Origin of the sequence: Vallitalea longa, assembly GCF_027923465.1 — a bacterium.
GTDB classification, from domain to species: domain Bacteria; phylum Bacillota; class Clostridia; order Lachnospirales; family Vallitaleaceae; genus Vallitalea; species Vallitalea longa.
Window position 1 is genome coordinate 39,539 of record NZ_BRLB01000001.1, and the last position, 16,842, is coordinate 56,380.

The 16,842-nt window shown below is 29.6% G+C and carries 13 protein-coding genes; 4 read left to right on the forward strand and 9 right to left on the reverse strand.

Going from position 1 to position 16,842, the window contains the following annotated elements; all coding sequences use genetic code 11:
• Positions 1–230: 230 nt before the first annotated feature.
• The gene (locus tag QMG30_RS00190; protein ID WP_281810969.1) at positions 231–572 is read left to right on the forward strand and encodes a helix-turn-helix domain-containing protein; all 342 of its coding nucleotides are present in this window, start codon (positions 231–233) and stop codon (positions 570–572) included.
• A 62-nt stretch (positions 573–634) separates the two neighbouring features.
• On the opposite strand, the gene QMG30_RS00195 is transcribed toward QMG30_RS00190, so the two are convergent.
• The 3 genes from QMG30_RS00195 to QMG30_RS00205 are packed head-to-tail and all read right to left on the reverse strand — an operon-like array spanning position 635 to position 2,529.
• Positions 635–1,042 carry an arsenate reductase ArsC gene (locus QMG30_RS00195; protein WP_281810971.1) on the reverse strand — a complete coding sequence of 136 codons (408 nt, stop codon included), beginning with the start codon at positions 1,040–1,042 and terminating at the stop codon, positions 635–637.
• A gap of 37 nt (positions 1,043–1,079) precedes the next feature.
• On the reverse strand, positions 1,080–2,144 hold the full coding sequence (gene arsB, locus QMG30_RS00200) for an ACR3 family arsenite efflux transporter (RefSeq protein WP_281810973.1): 1,065 nt from the start codon (positions 2,142–2,144) through the stop codon (positions 1,080–1,082).
• The gene (locus tag QMG30_RS00205; protein ID WP_281810975.1) at positions 2,134–2,529 is read right to left on the reverse strand and encodes an ArsR/SmtB family transcription factor; all 396 of its coding nucleotides are present in this window, start codon (positions 2,527–2,529) and stop codon (positions 2,134–2,136) included. Before QMG30_RS00205 ends, arsB begins: the two co-directional genes overlap by 11 nt.
• 188 nt (positions 2,530–2,717) lie before the next feature.
• Here QMG30_RS00205 and QMG30_RS00210 point away from each other — a divergent pair, with 188 nt between their 5' ends.
• From QMG30_RS00210 to QMG30_RS00220, 3 genes are read left to right on the forward strand one after another with little or no spacing between them, the layout of a single operon-like run.
• Positions 2,718–3,092, forward strand: coding sequence for a GntR family transcriptional regulator (locus QMG30_RS00210; RefSeq protein WP_281810977.1), 375 nt, complete (start codon positions 2,718–2,720; stop codon positions 3,090–3,092).
• On the forward strand, positions 3,085–3,930 hold the full coding sequence (locus tag QMG30_RS00215) for an ATP-binding cassette domain-containing protein (protein WP_281810980.1): 846 nt from the start codon (positions 3,085–3,087) through the stop codon (positions 3,928–3,930). Before QMG30_RS00210 ends, QMG30_RS00215 begins: the two co-directional genes overlap by 8 nt.
• Positions 3,923–4,600 carry a hypothetical protein gene (locus QMG30_RS00220; RefSeq protein ID WP_281810982.1) on the forward strand — a complete coding sequence of 226 codons (678 nt, stop codon included), beginning with the start codon at positions 3,923–3,925 and terminating at the stop codon, positions 4,598–4,600. The genes QMG30_RS00215 and QMG30_RS00220 overlap by 8 nt, the downstream gene beginning before the upstream one ends.
• A 120-nt stretch (positions 4,601–4,720) precedes the next feature.
• Here QMG30_RS00220 and QMG30_RS00225 read toward each other — a convergent pair whose 3' ends face one another.
• Genes QMG30_RS00225 through QMG30_RS00250 form a run of 6 tightly spaced genes read right to left on the reverse strand, consistent with a single transcriptional unit; the run spans position 4,721 to position 16,806 of the window.
• Positions 4,721–8,932, reverse strand: coding sequence for a glycoside hydrolase family 98 domain-containing protein (locus tag QMG30_RS00225; RefSeq protein WP_281810984.1), 4,212 nt, complete (start codon positions 8,930–8,932; stop codon positions 4,721–4,723).
• A gap of 11 nt (positions 8,933–8,943) precedes the next feature.
• Positions 8,944–10,254 carry an ABC transporter substrate-binding protein gene (locus tag QMG30_RS00230; RefSeq protein ID WP_281810986.1) on the reverse strand — a complete coding sequence of 437 codons (1,311 nt, stop codon included), beginning with the start codon at positions 10,252–10,254 and terminating at the stop codon, positions 8,944–8,946.
• Positions 10,255–10,285: 31 nt separating this feature from the next.
• Positions 10,286–11,155: an HAD family hydrolase gene (locus QMG30_RS00235; RefSeq protein ID WP_281810988.1), complete on the reverse strand. Its 870-nt coding sequence runs from the start codon at positions 11,153–11,155 to the stop codon at positions 10,286–10,288.
• A complete protein-coding gene (locus QMG30_RS00240) occupies positions 11,156–13,438 on the reverse strand; it encodes a glycosyl hydrolase family 65 domain-containing protein (protein WP_281810990.1) in 2,283 nt (760 codons plus the stop codon). It lies immediately after the preceding gene.
• A gap of 40 nt (positions 13,439–13,478) precedes the next feature.
• Entirely contained in the window at positions 13,479–15,038 is a 1,560-nt protein-coding gene (locus QMG30_RS00245; protein WP_281810992.1) for a response regulator, read from the reverse strand.
• Positions 15,031–16,806: a sensor histidine kinase gene (locus QMG30_RS00250; protein WP_281810994.1), complete on the reverse strand. Its 1,776-nt coding sequence runs from the start codon at positions 16,804–16,806 to the stop codon at positions 15,031–15,033. Before QMG30_RS00250 ends, QMG30_RS00245 begins: the two co-directional genes overlap by 8 nt.
• Positions 16,807–16,842: the final 36 nt, after the last annotated feature.

The window sequence follows — 16,842 nt, forward strand, 5'->3', positions numbered from 1 at the left end:
AAAAACTAAGTTTACTTTACTAATATGAAATATCCCTGCATAATATCATTTTTCATAAAGCAATTAATATTTTTAGCAACTATATAGATTAAAATGCAAACTATTTAGAGCATATTACTTATTATACCATAAAAAAACCAATCTATAAAGAGTAATTACTCTTGTTAGTTGCTTATTAAAAGTAGTAATTTATCATATCCTATTATTATAGAAGGAGGTGTATTCTTTTAATGAATAATAAAATCATTGATTTAAATATTTTAGGAAAAAATATTAAGCAATATAGAATACAAAAAGAACTAACTCAAGAAAAACTTGCTGGTTTAACAGGACTCTCAATCCAGTACATCGGAAATATTGAAAGAGGTAATACAACAGCTTCTTTAGAAACGATCATGAAAATCTGCTTAGCTTTAGAAATAACACCGAATCAATTGTTAATAACTTCATCCAGTACTACTCCTAATGCATTAGCTGAACAAATAATAGACTCTTTATCAGATAAATCCCCTGAATTTCTTAAACATATAATTGCATATATAGAATTTCTGCAAAAACGCGAACCGTTTTAACACCTTATCATCCCCTAAATATAAGTATTTCAATACAAGTATATTTAGGGGATAAATTTTAATTATATTACTAATTCTTCAGAAGCTATGCGTCTTGCCAAATCTTCTACTTTATCTTTTAGTATATCTCTAGTTTTTCTAAAATCTTCTATGGTACCACCAGATGGATCAATAAGTCCCCAGTCTTCAGTATGCTTACTAGGTAGATAAGGGCAATTGACATTACACCCCATTTTAATTACAATATCAATATCATTGGGTATATCTGTTAATAACTTAGGTTTATGACTACTTATATCTATACCAACTTCTTTCATAACTTGTACAGCCATAGGCTTTACTTGTGGATAATTTTCTGTACCTGCTGAATATACATCCATGACATTTTTATCAAGACTCTTCGCCCATCCCTCTGCCATTTGGCTTCTACATGAATTGTGAACGCAAACAAATGCAACTTTATATTTCATTACAATCTCCTCCATTTTTCAATTTGATTTTATACTATTAAGAAATCTGTTTACCATCCCTAAACCAGTGCTTAGTCTTATTAGCGATATTAACAAGAGTTAGCATTACTGGCACTTCCACCAATACTCCTACAACTGTTGCTAAAGTAGCACCTGACTCCAATCCAAATATTGATATTGAAACTGCTACCGCCAGTTCAAAAAAATTACTTGCTCCTATCATACCTGCTGGTGCTGCAATATTATGTTTAAGTCTTAATAGTCTGGCAGAGCCATAAGCTAATAAGAAAATTAAAAAAGTCTGGATTATGAGAGGTATAGCAATCAGTAAAATATGAATTGGATTATTAATAATAATTTCACCTTGAAAAGAGAATATCATTATTAATGTTAGTAGCAATCCAATAATGGTAGTACTATTGAATTTCTTAAGAAATATATTCTCGTAATAATCGATCCCTTTTATTTTGATAATATATTTTCTGGATAGATACCCTGCTATTAGTGGTATCACTACAAACAATACTACTGATAACAATAATGTATCATATGGAACCGGCACATCACTCACACCTAAAAGTATTGCAACTATGGGAGCAAATGCAAATAGTAGTATAATATCATTTACTGCAACCTGAACCAAAGTATAAGCCGGATCACCTTTAGTGAGATGACTCCATACAAAAACCATTGCTGTACATGGCGCAGCTCCTAATAATACTGCTCCAGCTAAATAATCTTCCGCTAAATTAGAATCAATGAAATTTCGAAATACGACCTTAAAGAAGAACATAGCTATAAGATACATTGTAAAGGGTTTGATTAACCAGTTAGTTATACAGGTTATCGCCAATCCTTTTGGTTTTTTGGTTGCTTTTACAATACTTGAAAAATCCACTTTCAACATCATCGGATATATCATTAACCATATTAATATAGTAACTGGTATAGAAACTTTTGCATATTCAAATTCACTAAGTGTTTTTGGTATTAAAGGAAACCATTTACCAATTAATACACCAATAACTATACATAGTGCAACCCAAATGGTTAGATATCTCCCAAAGAAATCCATTTTATTATTTGGTTTTTTATTGTCCATTTTCCGGCTCCAATCTTATTAATTTCAGTACTTTTTCTTTATCATCAGCTATTAGTTGACAATTGAAACATAATTCTTTGTATTTATCGTATCTTCTCATATCATTCAAAAATAATTTATCTGTTTTGAACTTACTATCAAGATATTTAATCAATAATCTATTTTCTTCTTGAAATTCTTTGCTTAATTTATAATGAACCCATTGTGCCTTTTTAGATGATGTAATGATTCCAGTATTTTTGAGTTTACTTAAATGTCTGGAAACATTTGATTGAGTCATTTCTAGTAGAACTTCAATCTCACATACACATAGCTCATTATTAATCAACAGACTAATAATTCTTAACCTATTTTCATCCCCGAGGGTTTTAAATATTTCTACCATAGCTTACCTCCTTATATGATTATATTCAAATATACTCATATATTATCATGAATTTTATCATAAATCAATAATAATTATTTATTTTTATTTTTCATAATATATTTATGTTTTTTATTGACAACATACAAAACAAATGATATTATATGGTTAATTAGTTAACCAACTAACCATATATGTATAAGCAGGTGATGAAAATTAATATTAATACAAATAGTAATATCCCCATATTCAATCAGATATCAAATATGCTAGAAGACTATATACTGGATGGAACGTATCAAGCTGATGAGGCTATAATATCTACAACTCAGCTATCTAAGTTGTTAAAGATCAATCCAGCTACCGCAATAAAAGGAGTCAGTATTCTTACAGAACAAGGTATACTCTACAAACGACGTGGTATGGGAATGTACGTATCCAAGGAGGCCCAAGATATAATTATGGAAAAAAGAAAAGCTTCACTCAAGAAAGATACCCTCAAAAGATTAATTCAAGAATGTAAAAAACTTAATATAACCAAACAAGCAATAATAACTATGATTGAGGAGGATTGGGATGATTAAATTCAATAATGTATCAAAAAACTATGGAAAAGTTCAAGCTCTCAAAAATATTGATCTTGATATTACGGAAAATAAAATATATTGTCTTCTAGGAGAAAATGGAGCTGGAAAAACTACATTTTTAAGATGTATCTCTGGTTTAACTCAAGTAAGCAACGGAGAATTATTAGTTAATAATTCAAAAGTCAATAAACTATATATGCCAGAAATTGTCTGCTTCGTTGAAGAAAGAGAAAATCATATTAATCTTAGAATTAAAGATCTAATAAAGCTTGCATCAGATTTTCAAGATAATTTTGATATTCAATTCGCTAAAGATATGATAGATAAATTTAATTTAAAACCAAATAAAAAGTTCAAACAGCTGTCATTCGGTATGAAAACTATGGTTAATACTATAATAGGCCTAGCAAGTACTAATAAAATAGTATTATTTGATGAGCCTGTATTAGGTTTTGATGTTATTATGCGTAATAAATTCTATTCCTTATTAGAAGAAAGCTCTAAAAGACATCCAAAAATAATAATTGTATCTACTCACCTTATTGATGAGATCGCAAAAATAGCTGAAGATATTATTATAGTTCATGAAGGTTCTATATTACTGAATACAGATATACTTGATCTTCAAGAAAAATGTTACAGCGTTACTGGACTATCATCAGACGTTGATAGAGCTGTACAGGGCAAAAATATTGTTAACGTCAATAATATAGGAAAATTCAAAACAGTAACCATCTACGATACAAGAATTAAAAATAATGATAAAATAGAAATCGCCAATATTGGTTTACAAGATTTCTTTGCTAATTTAATTGGAGGTGAAATCAATGAATAAAGCTAAAAAAGTTGCTCAGTTCAACTTTAAATATGGATGTAAGGAAACTTACATAATCACAATCAGTATCGTTACATTTACAATAATAAGTATGATAATTAACTTTTTTTTAGGTCAATCTAATACAGAAAACCAATCCATAGGAAATTTATTTGCACTTATTAACATTTTAGCTCCTATCTTCATTATCCTTAAATATTATAGGAAACTTATTAATATTGGTGCAAAAAAACTTGATTTTTTCAAAGGTTGTATACTTAATTATATAGTATTCGCTGTAATTGTATCCATTATTAATATTTTATTTTATTATGTGATTGAGCCTCTAATTTGGGGCAGCAGTTTTAATATTTCTTTTTTACCAGCATTCGATTGGACTTCATCTGGTGTATTTGCCTGCTTTATTTATCAAACAGGATTTTATATACTGATAAGTGTATTTATTCATACATTAGTATTGTATCAAAACATGTGGATTGGCTGGGTTGCTGACGTATTAATAATAACAATAATAAGCGTGTTTACTCCAATAGCTCCACTTAGACAAGTATTGATTACCTTTTTTAGAGCAACAACCCTCAATCCTAGTTTTATAATGCAGTTTATATGGGATATTCTTCTTGCAGGATTATTGTATGTTTCAACATTGTATAACCTTTCAAAAAAATAAAAATCAATATATAAATATTAAATTATTTCATATTAAAAACCTCTATAAATATCATAGAGGTTTTTAATTCGTTTAATAGTCCTGTATTTACATTTAATTTTTCAAATTAGCATTAGATGATTATGGTTCTTCTGTAAATGAGATTAATCTATTATCCACTTTAAATTCTTCAAATTCAAACCAATCATCTACATCTTCTGTGGATGCGAATAGCCCTATCCTTGCATTATCTAATGTAGCATTATCAACATTAGCTACCTCTACCCAGTTTTGTCCATCTTCAGAATAATATCCAGTATAATTGTCATTATTCTTTAATAACTTCAAGTAAATAGTAGCATTTGTATATCCTGCTTTTTCTGGCTTAACATCTTCAACATTATCACCATTACTCCTAGTGTTCATAGCAATTAAAGGATTTCCCATCTTATGCATTCTTGCAATTTGCACAAAATTATCATCATCTTTATAAATCAATAATCCTGCTTGCTCATATCCTGTAGTTGTTACACCTGTCATTTTTACAGTCACACTATAATTTTCATTATCTTGTGCATTTGGCTCTGTAATAAACAAATTATTTCCTTTTGGTTCAAAATTATTCCAATGACAACCTGCTGTTTGTTTAATTGAAATCTTATCAGAACCATCTTGAGCAAATTTCCATAGATTAGAATTTTCTCTAACAATCTCCCAATTTTCACTTAGTTCTTTTATTTCATTTGCATCATCTATATCAATGACAAAATCGACCCAACCATTAGAAGATATATTTATGGTAAATTCTTTCTCTTCTTCATTCCATTCACTTGTAATATTATCATATTGTTTTGAACCGTCATCATTAGTCATACCATCTAATATTCTGATAACTGGTTCTGAATTCAACCCTTTTAACACTAATTTACTTGATCTATATCTATCATCTTTTCTAACATCATCTGGAATGAATTCATTTAGTAGATATTCATCCATTTGAGTATCATGGTCAGAATCCCAATGTGAAGTTGTATCTACATCGTATCCTACCCAAATATCATTTTTATCAACAAGAAAATTATTATGCTGTACTTTTACATGAGTTAAATCCTGTGAATCAATAACGAAATATGAATAAGGAGAAAATTCAATATTTGCATTTATCTTATTTTGAAGTTTGAATGCAGCTGATTGTTTTGAATCTAATTCACTATCCAATCTGCTGTCTATGTTCCAATTATTATTGTATGCAAACCATACATCATCTTTATTGGATACATAAGCATCTCCTGTATAATTTTCTTCATATTTTTCATTGAAATAATTTACTATTCCATCACTATTTTTCAATTCATTCGTTACATAATTATAGTCAATGACATTCTCAAATTTCTCAAGAATCTCTGGTTTCGCCAACTTAGGAATAGTTGGTAGTGTACCATATCTGCCAGTGAAGTAAGTCATCATTGTTGTATCACTATATCCATTATTATTACTATCACCATATAGATAATCCAGTGGATTAAGTTGATTTTGTGATAGCTTCCTTAATGAATAAGGATTTGCTGAATAAGCAACTTTTGTATTCTCAATAACTTCTTCTCTAGTTGGAATATTATAATCTACCATATATTCCATTGCCTTTGCTATAGCAGCTGTAAACGTAGGAGTAAATTGATCTTTTACACTTGTTGAATAATATGGGTGTTCAAATGTGAAGACTGTTGCTCCTACTCTAGCTTGCTGAATCATACGCATTGGATAAAACAATTCTGGGAATGTTACAGGACCACGGCATTCTTCAACACCTTTCCAAACTGAAAATGTATCATTTCCATATAGAGGTCCAAAATTCTCAATAAACCACATCCATGAATCAATAAGTGATCCCCAGTTACCAGCAGCCTCTGCTAACCAAGCTCCTTGTACAACACTTTCATCTGAATTATAGTCATCAGGATCCCATGCTGATGTAGTTTTTGCTATCAATACAAAATTATCGTTATATTTTTCAAGAGCATCATAAAGAATCTCATTATCTATTACACTCTGAATGTAGTCGTTATTGTCGTTCATATCTGAATACACAACATGTCCACCATACATAGCTGCTAACTCTAATTGTCTTGCCATATATAAGGAACGTGCTTCTCTTTCCCAGCTACTTGTAGCGTTATGATTTTCTGAGAAAAATACTCCTATCATATTTGGATATTCCTCATACATTTTATGAGTCCATTCAATTGATGGTGGCTCATATTTTCCTCCGCCAGATGTACCTGAATTAGACACCATAATGAAAAATGGAGCATCATCTGTTATATCTTCCGGTGTATTCATAAGAGTTTTTTCACAAGTTTCCTCGTACCAATCAAGTGTTGATTTATTAGCTTTCACATTACCTGATGCATGAATAATTATAGCTTGATTATCTCTTAAATCTTCTCTCAAAGCATTTCCGTTTTCATCTCCACCAACTATAGCATTCCAGAATCCTTGAATACTATTTCCACCTTGTAAAGGTCCATTTAAACCTTCTGCATTTGATATAACCCTGTACAAATGGTGTAGAAACAATGGATTTTCATTATTGATTTCTATCCTTAACTCTTCAGGTTCTACTTCTCCCTGATATGACTCTCCTAATTCATTTATTATATTATCTATATTATTTGCTGTATAACCAATTCTCCAGCCTTCACCTGTACCTGCAGAATACCATATTCTCATTGTATCATTTTCTATAATAAACGTAGAGCGATAGATGAAGTCACTATCCCAGCTGTCACGATCTACGCGAAGCATAGGGTTTTCGTAATTTGTCCATGTTATACCATCATTTGACCTTGCAAAAAATAGTTCCGTAAATTCTGAATTACCGCCATCTGGATATGCTGGAAAAATAGTAAAATATTCATCTTTCTCTTCAACATATTCAACATCAATATGCCAAGGCTGATATCCCCTCTGTATAAAAGTATCCTTCAATGATACAGGCATTGACCAATTTTTTCCATCACTTGAAGTTCTATAATCTACATGATTAGTTTGATTATTATAACCTCTATCTCCAGTATTTACACACCACATATACCATTCATCATCTGATTTTTTAACTATTGATGGAGATAATATATCATAACGTTTATCAGAAATAACAACGGTTTCTGGTGATGATACACTATATCCTTCATCAGATTTTTTCACTTCAATCAATCTTACCTCTGAAGGCTGAAATCCATCTTGTCCATAAGGTATATCATCTTTTGACCATACATAATAAACACGAAGTGAATCTGAATCCTCATCATACACCAAATCCACATCACAATTATGATAAGGTCTTGGTTCTTCTTTTATACCTGTAAGAGGATTTTCTATATCTTTTGGAACTACCCAGTTCTCTCCATCGTTAGAAGCTACAATACATGGATTCTCAAATTGTGAATTACCTGTTTGATTAGGTGTTACTGCCATCCAATATTTATAACCATTCCAAGAAGTATCAAATTTAATAATATCTGGATGTGTTACTTCACCCTCATTTTTTCCATTAGCCGTAAATGTAGGTATATTCAAATAATTCTCAGCATTATATACCGGTTTTTCTGGTGCTAGCTCTTTTCCATATGCTTCAATTTCAACACAATGCAACCCATAAGCCCATGCTACACTACCTTTTTCAATCATATTATTATTTAAAACACCATTGTAACCTGATTTACCACTTGAATATACTCTTATGTGTTTTACCTGTCTAGGTTCAAAAACAAATTCATAACCATCTTTTGATTCTATATAATCCCATTCGCTACCATTACCAAAGCCATATATGTTATTTTCATCAGCATTCCATATCACATCTTCTTCAGTAAATTCTTCATCCTCTGAAGCAAGAATTACTGTATCATGATAACGGATATCTACACCCCAATATCTGTATAGTTTTATTTTTTCAATACTTACCTGTTCTTCCAACTCTAATTGAAGATAATACTTATCCTTATCCTCAGCACCATCTGGTAACTCTTCTTCTGTTCCAGTAGCTGGTGATGATGTACTTCCTAGCTCTGCATAATTTTCAAATGAAGTCATTTTGTTACTATCAATAACAATTCCATCATTAGCCATAGATGCAGGTCTGTCACTATTCAATTTATTACTATGAAGTGAAACTTTCCCATCAAGAGCAAAATTTCTCCATACTAAAGGTCTTCCGTTGGACATTTTTTCGTCTTCATCTGTTGATATCAAAATATCATTAGAATCTTCCGTAGCATAAACATTAATATTACTAGCAATAAATATCAAAGTAAAAAAAACACACATTATCCTTTTAGTTATTTTTTTCATGTTTAACCTCCTCAGTTTATCTGATTACAGATAGCATTAATATTAACAATAAAATCTTCTACAGATATTTTATTATTAATGACATCATCTAAATTATTACCTATACCATTAAGTACTTTAATATTCCATAACGTTTCTATAGATGGTAATTGAATTGTTGCATTTTCGGATACTTTCAATGCATTACCAAACAGAGGGTCCTTATTTTCCAGCACCTCCATATTAAGATTAGGGTTTTGTGGAGCTTGTTTCGTTTCAAGCGCTATCCTAAGCTGTACTTCTTCACTCATCATATACTTAATGAACCTGATACATGCATCAATTTTTTCCTGACTTTGTTCGTTACTGACTACATATCCTGAAGAAGCCGAAACAAAAGATATTGTATTACCATCATATCCAGGGAAAGTTGCATACTTGATATTATCTTTTATGCTTGAATCCTCTAATTGAATACTATCCCATACACCATTAATATATATTGCGCTATTCCCATTTCTAAAATTATAACGTGTATCATTAATGTTACCATCTAAAATATCTACATTATAATTCTTTAGTCTCTTAATATCTTTAATACTATTGACAAATGGCTCCACATCAAAATCAGTGGGATGTATGATATTCATGAATTCAGTTCCAGAAGTATTATAGCCTGCAACTCTAGCTCCTAAAAATGTACCGACAGAAAAATTATCATGAAGTTCAAAAATCTTGATATCTGTATTGTTCTCAATATTATATTCATTAATCTTATCACATGCCTGCCAGAATTGCTCCCAAGTTTTAGGCACTACAACTTCACCGTCAACACTCCCATCATCGGTAATCTTAGCCTTTCTGAAAATTTCTTCATTATACCAGTACCCTATGATTTCCAACACATCAGGAATCGTATATATTTCCTCATCTTTTGCCCACATTTTTAGTATTTGAGGATGTATATTGTTATTCAGCTCTGCATCAGCAAGTAAATACGGCATTAAATCTAGAGCTTTATGTTTTTTATTTGCATAAGTTAAAAAACTTGAAATCCCACTTGTAAATATAATATCCGGCATTTTATCTACAGCTAACATATCATTAGCTTTTTCTACTATTACATTAGAATAGGGATAAGAATTTATTAAAAACTTAATATCAGGATTCTCCTTTTCAAAATCCTCAAAAATATTTCTCATGGCAACATGATCCTTACCTATGCCATCCCATCCATGCATCAATAAAATCTCCGTTTGATTTTTCTTCACTATTTCTTGTTTACACCCTGTTATAGATATCATTGTTATTAACAGTACCAATAATAATTTATTTTTTTTCATGTTATAAATCTCCCAATAAATATACCTATATTTATAATTTACACTGTCTACTTAAAAAATCAATGAACTTATCTGTTCCACCTCCTATATGATTAACATTAGTTGGAAGTTTCAATGGCTTACTAGAAACATCAAAGAAATCACAATCAATTGTTTGATTGGTTATCATATATGCATCACTTCCTCTGATGTCATCAGTTAAGTATGTAAATTCATCACCGAAAAAGCAGCACTCTTCTTTGGTAATACTATTAGCTGCAATAACTTTATCCATAAAATAATTCACATTATCACTTTTGGTACTAATACCTATTTCCACATATTTTGCATCAGTAGTTACATCTATATTAATACTATATTTATGAGCGATTTCTTTGCAAATATTTATAATATCCGTTAATCCATTTTTTAGTCCATGTTTTTTTAGTAGTGTTTCAGCTTGACTTATTTCATCAATCTGTAAAAATAATTTATCTTTTCTATTCTTATCAACCATTATATCAAGTTTACAATAATTAGGTCTACTGAATACAATATCTGTATTAAGATTATGCTTCTGTAAAAGATATTGATGAACTGAAAAAGTTATCTTATGAATAAGAATCTTCTCCTCAGCATTAGGTAATATGCAATTCATCAAAACTGGTTCTCCTCCTGTAAAACCATAATTATATGCACCTCTTCCTAGCCCCAAATAGAGATTACCTAAATATTCTTGCGGTACCAATGTATGTAATAACCCACCATTTATATTTTCATAAGTCGTACCACTAATAATAATAAGCTTGATTTCCTGTTTTAACAATTCGATCATTGGCTTAATGACTTTATCCGCAGAAGCAGTTCTTGAAACAACTGCCGTTCCATCCCAATCAAAGAAAATAGCTCTATATTTTTTCATTTACTCTCCTTTAAATTCATAGTTAATTTTTTTAATTTCATTGGCTTCACAAGAAAATTGTTTTTCATACACTTGGAAGTCAATAACATTTTTATTGTTTTTATCTGCCTCAATAATAATCTGTCTTTTGTCTATATTTACAGAAAATGTATTGTTTTTAACAGTAAATTTATAAGACAAGCTATTCCATTTCTCAGGTAGTCTAGGAGTCAATTCCACTGAATCTCCCTTCAAATGTAATCCTCCAAACCCCAATACAGCTACCTGCCAAGTTCCTCCATTGGCAGCGGGATGAGTTCCTCCAATATATAAGTCCCCTAAGTATAATTTGTAAGCACCTTGAAGATCTATAGTACCAGTTTTCATAAAATACTTATATGCCCAATCAACTTTTCCTATTTCTGCTGCCAATAGAGCATACACACATGCGCTAAGACTTGAACCATGTTCAGTTCTAGGCTCATAATATTCCCAGTTATCATGTTTTATTTCTCTACTAAACCTATCTCTTAAAATAGTCAGCATCAATATTACATCAGCTTGCTTAATAACCTGTGTATTGACTGCTAATCCTACTGGACTTCCTAAATATTCATTTGGCTTAATAATCCTCTTATATAACTCATCTATAGATAAATCTTCCTGTTTAAAATATCCATCAAATTGTTCTATAATACCATCCTCATTGGGTATTGGCAGATATAATAAATCATTCATTTCTCTAATATGTCTTATATCATCTTCATAATTTAATTTATCAATAATATGTAAGTATTCATCTGGATAGTTTTTTTCTAGATATGTTAAAGTATATACAGCACATTCCAGAGTAATTTTTACCATATAATTAGTATAAGCATTGTTATTAACTCTTTCGTGGTATTCATCAGCACAAGTTACATCAAGTAACTCATATCTGTTCTTAGATTTCTTGTAATAAGAATATGAATAGAAGAATCTTGCACATTCCAGTATAACCTCTGCTCCTCCTTCTAATAGAATATCCTTATCACCAGTAATATCCATATAAGTTTTTATTCCATATACGACATCTGCACTTATATGAATCTGTTTATCTCTAAAATATGTCCGCATTTTCCTTCCTGTAAATATATCCACTAAATTATAATGGGTACACCCTTCTTCTCCCGTTTCTTGACTCTCCCATGGATAAAATGCTCCATCATATCCATATTCTTTTGCTTTTTTTAATGCACCTTGTAAATTGTTTATACGATACATGACTAGATTTTTAGCAACGTCTGGATATGAATATGCAAACAACTGCAACATGTAAATTTCAGTATCCCAGAACATGGCCCCCTTATAGACCTGTCCTGAAAGGCCTCTTGCAGGGATTGCAACTTTGTCCGTATGAAATGGTGCCGATATCAATAATAGATAAATACTATATCTTATCGATAATGCTGCTAAATCGTCTCCTTCAATATTAACATCAAATTTATCCCATCTCTTAGCCCATTTTTCATTATTGTTTTTTATCAAGTTGTCAAACCCTTGTTCATAGGCATCTTGGCATATTCTAATAGAATCATTACACACATTTCTACAATCTGTATCTTTGCAGATTACAGCAAATTTATCAAAATAAAAAGGTATGCCTTTTTGAACCTTGACTAATATTTTTCTTGATAAATTATCTTCACATGTGGCAACACTACATCTATCATCACTACATTTAATTCTTGTAGAAACTGCCACTGCATTACCCTTCTCAATAGTTATAGATTTTACTGTTAATATATCTTGATTGTAATATTTCTCCGATTTACTGAAATGTGGTCCATTTATATCCCAGATATCTTCATCAATCTTAGTTGTAATCTCAATATCCATATCTTCATTAGCAGTTATACAATATTTCATAACTAATAAATTCTTATTATCTATACTCGCTATTTTCTGAGATTCAACAGTGATGATTTTATTATCTGAGGTTATAAATTCTGTACAACGTGTGTGAACACCATTTTTTATATTAAGTGATTGTTTATGACTTTTAATTTGTGACTCAAGAACTGTTAAAGGCGTATTTTTATATTTGATAACTGTATACAAAGGATTTTGAACATTAACAAGCTCTCTCCAGCCATTACCTTTATCATCATATATTTCAGATAATGTACAAGCAGTCAACTGCTCCTTAGTATATTCTTCTAAAGAACCCCTGTAACCGTAATATCCATTACCTATACAGAATTTACTGCCGAAAAATTCAATGTTCTTCTTATCATATCCCTCTTCTTCTATATTCCAATTCATAAACTAATGCCTCCCGTATTATATTTTAACTAGCACTAATCTAATTCTCTTTCCTGAATTTTAATTTATATTCTTTTGGTGAACATTTAGTATATCGTTTAAAAAAATGAGAAAAATATGTTGGATCTTCAATTCCTATCGCATCAGCAACTTCATATATTCTCATATCTGTTTTTTCAAGACATTCTTTTGCCTTTTCTATACGTTTTGTGTTAATAACATTCAATATGGTATTTCCTGTTTTTTCTCTATATAATCTGCTTAGATAGCTATTGCTGACATTGAGATTCTTAGCTATATCATTAACTGAAATATCACTGAAATAATTTTTTTCAATATATTTATTACAATCCATAATTATTATATCTGTATTCCTTTTATATGAATCTATATATTTAGCTGTTGCCTGAACAATATTCTCTAGTAAAATACAATATTTATTGAAAAATTTACAGTTTATTAGCAGACTATAATATTCAACAGTATTTTTAGTAACTTCCATAAGTGTGACATCATGATCAGCTAAAAAAGCACTACACTTATTTTCAATAAGAAGACCGCTACTTTTAATCTGTTTTTCAGAAAAAACGTTATTTACCTCTAATGTAAAAAGTTGTTCTAATAAATTCAATGATTCATCAGCATTACCCTTTTGAATCTGGTGACATAACGCATCTAGTAATTTATCATTTTCCTTTATTAGTGAATAATCAACTTGTTTTATATCTATAATATAGAAATACAACTTATTATCTTCATCCAGAAACCCTTGAGATAAAGCATTATTAGCCTGCTCATAAGCTTCTTTTATATTCATAACATCATTAAATATTTTGCTTACACCGATTTTAAGATTGATTTTCATGAACCCCGTTACAATATCCAGTATTTCGTGACAGATTTTCTTTATCCTATTTAGATATGATCTAGTATCAATATCATATACTACAATTACAAAAGTGTTTTTATTAAAATTGATCAGATAGTTTTTTTGTTTATCGAAACCCATTGAAAAAAAATTATAGAGACTGATATTTATATCTTTAGCAGATTTATCATAATAATTTTCATCATATTCAAAAACCACATTAATAACAATATAATCACCTATATCAAGTTTGAGATCTTTTATGTTTCTTGATATCTCTTCTTCCTCATAGATAGATTCATTGATTATTGATTTTATGAATTTTTCTTTTGAAGCCATTGTATCGACTACATTTTCTTTATTGATAAGTTCCTTTGCTTTTTCTACAGCTTTAATAATTGTATCTACAGAACCTGTTTTTATAACATAATCCACTACATCGTATTTAATGGCTGATTTGGCATATGAAAAATCTGCATAAGCAGTAAAAAGTATAACTTTTATATTTAGCTTATTCTCATATATGTATTTTGATATTTCAACACCATCTTTACCAGGCATCTTTATATCAGATATTATTATGTCAGGTTTATACTTATCAATACTATTCAATAAGTCATTCCCATCAACTGCCTCATAGAGCAATTTACAATCAATCTTACCCCAATTTATAAGACTGACTAATGCCATACGTACCATTGGTTCATCATCTGCAATAATTACTTTAAACACCTTTATCTCCCCTATCAAACGGTATTTTTATATTTACCTTAGTTCCATTTCCATCAGTAAAAATTTCAACACCATAATTATCTCCATAAAAATATTTTATAATTGCATGTGTATTGTTGATACCAATACCATTATGTTTCCTACTAGAACTGTCAACTTCAATCGGTGGAATTATTATACCTTCTTGATCTTTAAACCCATTTCCATCATCAATTACCTCAATAATAATATCCTTTTTGTCTGAATTGATATTTACATTAACTGTACCATAATCAATTTTATTTTCTATACCATGTATTACTGCATTTTCAACCATAACCTGAATAGCCAGTTTAGGGATAAAATAAGTTCGTAGATCTTTATCAATGCAATTTATATTATATTTCAATTTATCTCCATATCTGCTTTTCTGTAAATATAAATAATAATCAACATATGATAATTCTTCTTCTATAGTAATCTTGTCATTGTTTTTGCGATTTATTGTCGCCTGTGACAGATTTGCAAATGAATTAATCATCTTATAGATTTCCATATTACCATCTATCTGAGCTTTGAAGGCAATTGTATTCAAGACATTAAACATAAAATGAGGATTCATCTGAGACTGTAAGAACTTGAAATCCTTCTCCATTATTAATATTTGCTTCTGGTAAACATCTTTTATCAGATAATTGATTTTTTCCGTCATTTTGTTGAATACTAAACTTATGTCAGAGAATTCCATACTTTTATAATCAGGCAATTTTTCCTCAAAATTACCTTCTCCAACATTTCTTATTTTATCTGTGACAACTTTTAGAGGTTTTGTCAAGTTATATATAGCTAAACCTACTACTACAATTAATATTATTGATATGATAGTTAATACTATTATAGGAATCCTAATAGACTTAATCATTAATTTATGTATAATATTCTTAGGTACTCCTCCGATACAGCTGATTCCCATACTAAGTTTGTTAGAATACATAATATACGGTGTAGTGTTGATTTCTTTTATATATGTATTATTATCTGTTAATTCTGGTCCTAATAAATAAGATTGGTATTTATGGAAATCAGTGATGGAAGCTACAATATTATTGTACTTATCTGCAACACACCATACCGTATCATCATATTTATTCATTTCATTCATAACTTCAGTTACTGAACTTATATTTAATGAGAAAAAAGCTGTTCCTATATTATCCATATATTGTGAATAAACAGTATAAGCAATTATGTAATGATCGTCATCTCTAAAAAACTGAACATCTTGTGTATTTTTATTGAATTTTTCATATATTTCTTGATATTTATAATCCATTTGAAAAATATCTTGTTTGATCTGGTCATAATACAGATCTCGAAAGAAATTCCCCTTTTTATCAAATAGATATACTAATTCTACAAATGGTTTCTGTAAATCATTATTATTTTGATTAGAATATATGTTAATGCATTGATTAAGGTTATCAGCAATATGAGAATATTCCATACTATTATGTTTATTATTGGAAATGTCTTCAAGATATTGTGATATTATTTGATTATCCCTTATTTCAAGGAGCATATCTTCAACTAAAATCATTTTGTCCCCTAATTCATCTGTAGTCTTTTTCAAAAAGAACTCTATATCATTAACTATATATTTCGAAAGAGTATTATAGGTTGATATATAAAAAATTATTATACAAAAAAACACAGAGAAAATTATTGCAGTAGTTGTAAATGAAACAATGTTCTTTCGCAGACTGGTTTTTTTGTTTTTTGTTTTTTTCATTTTATCACCTATTATATTACATTTTTTGATATATTT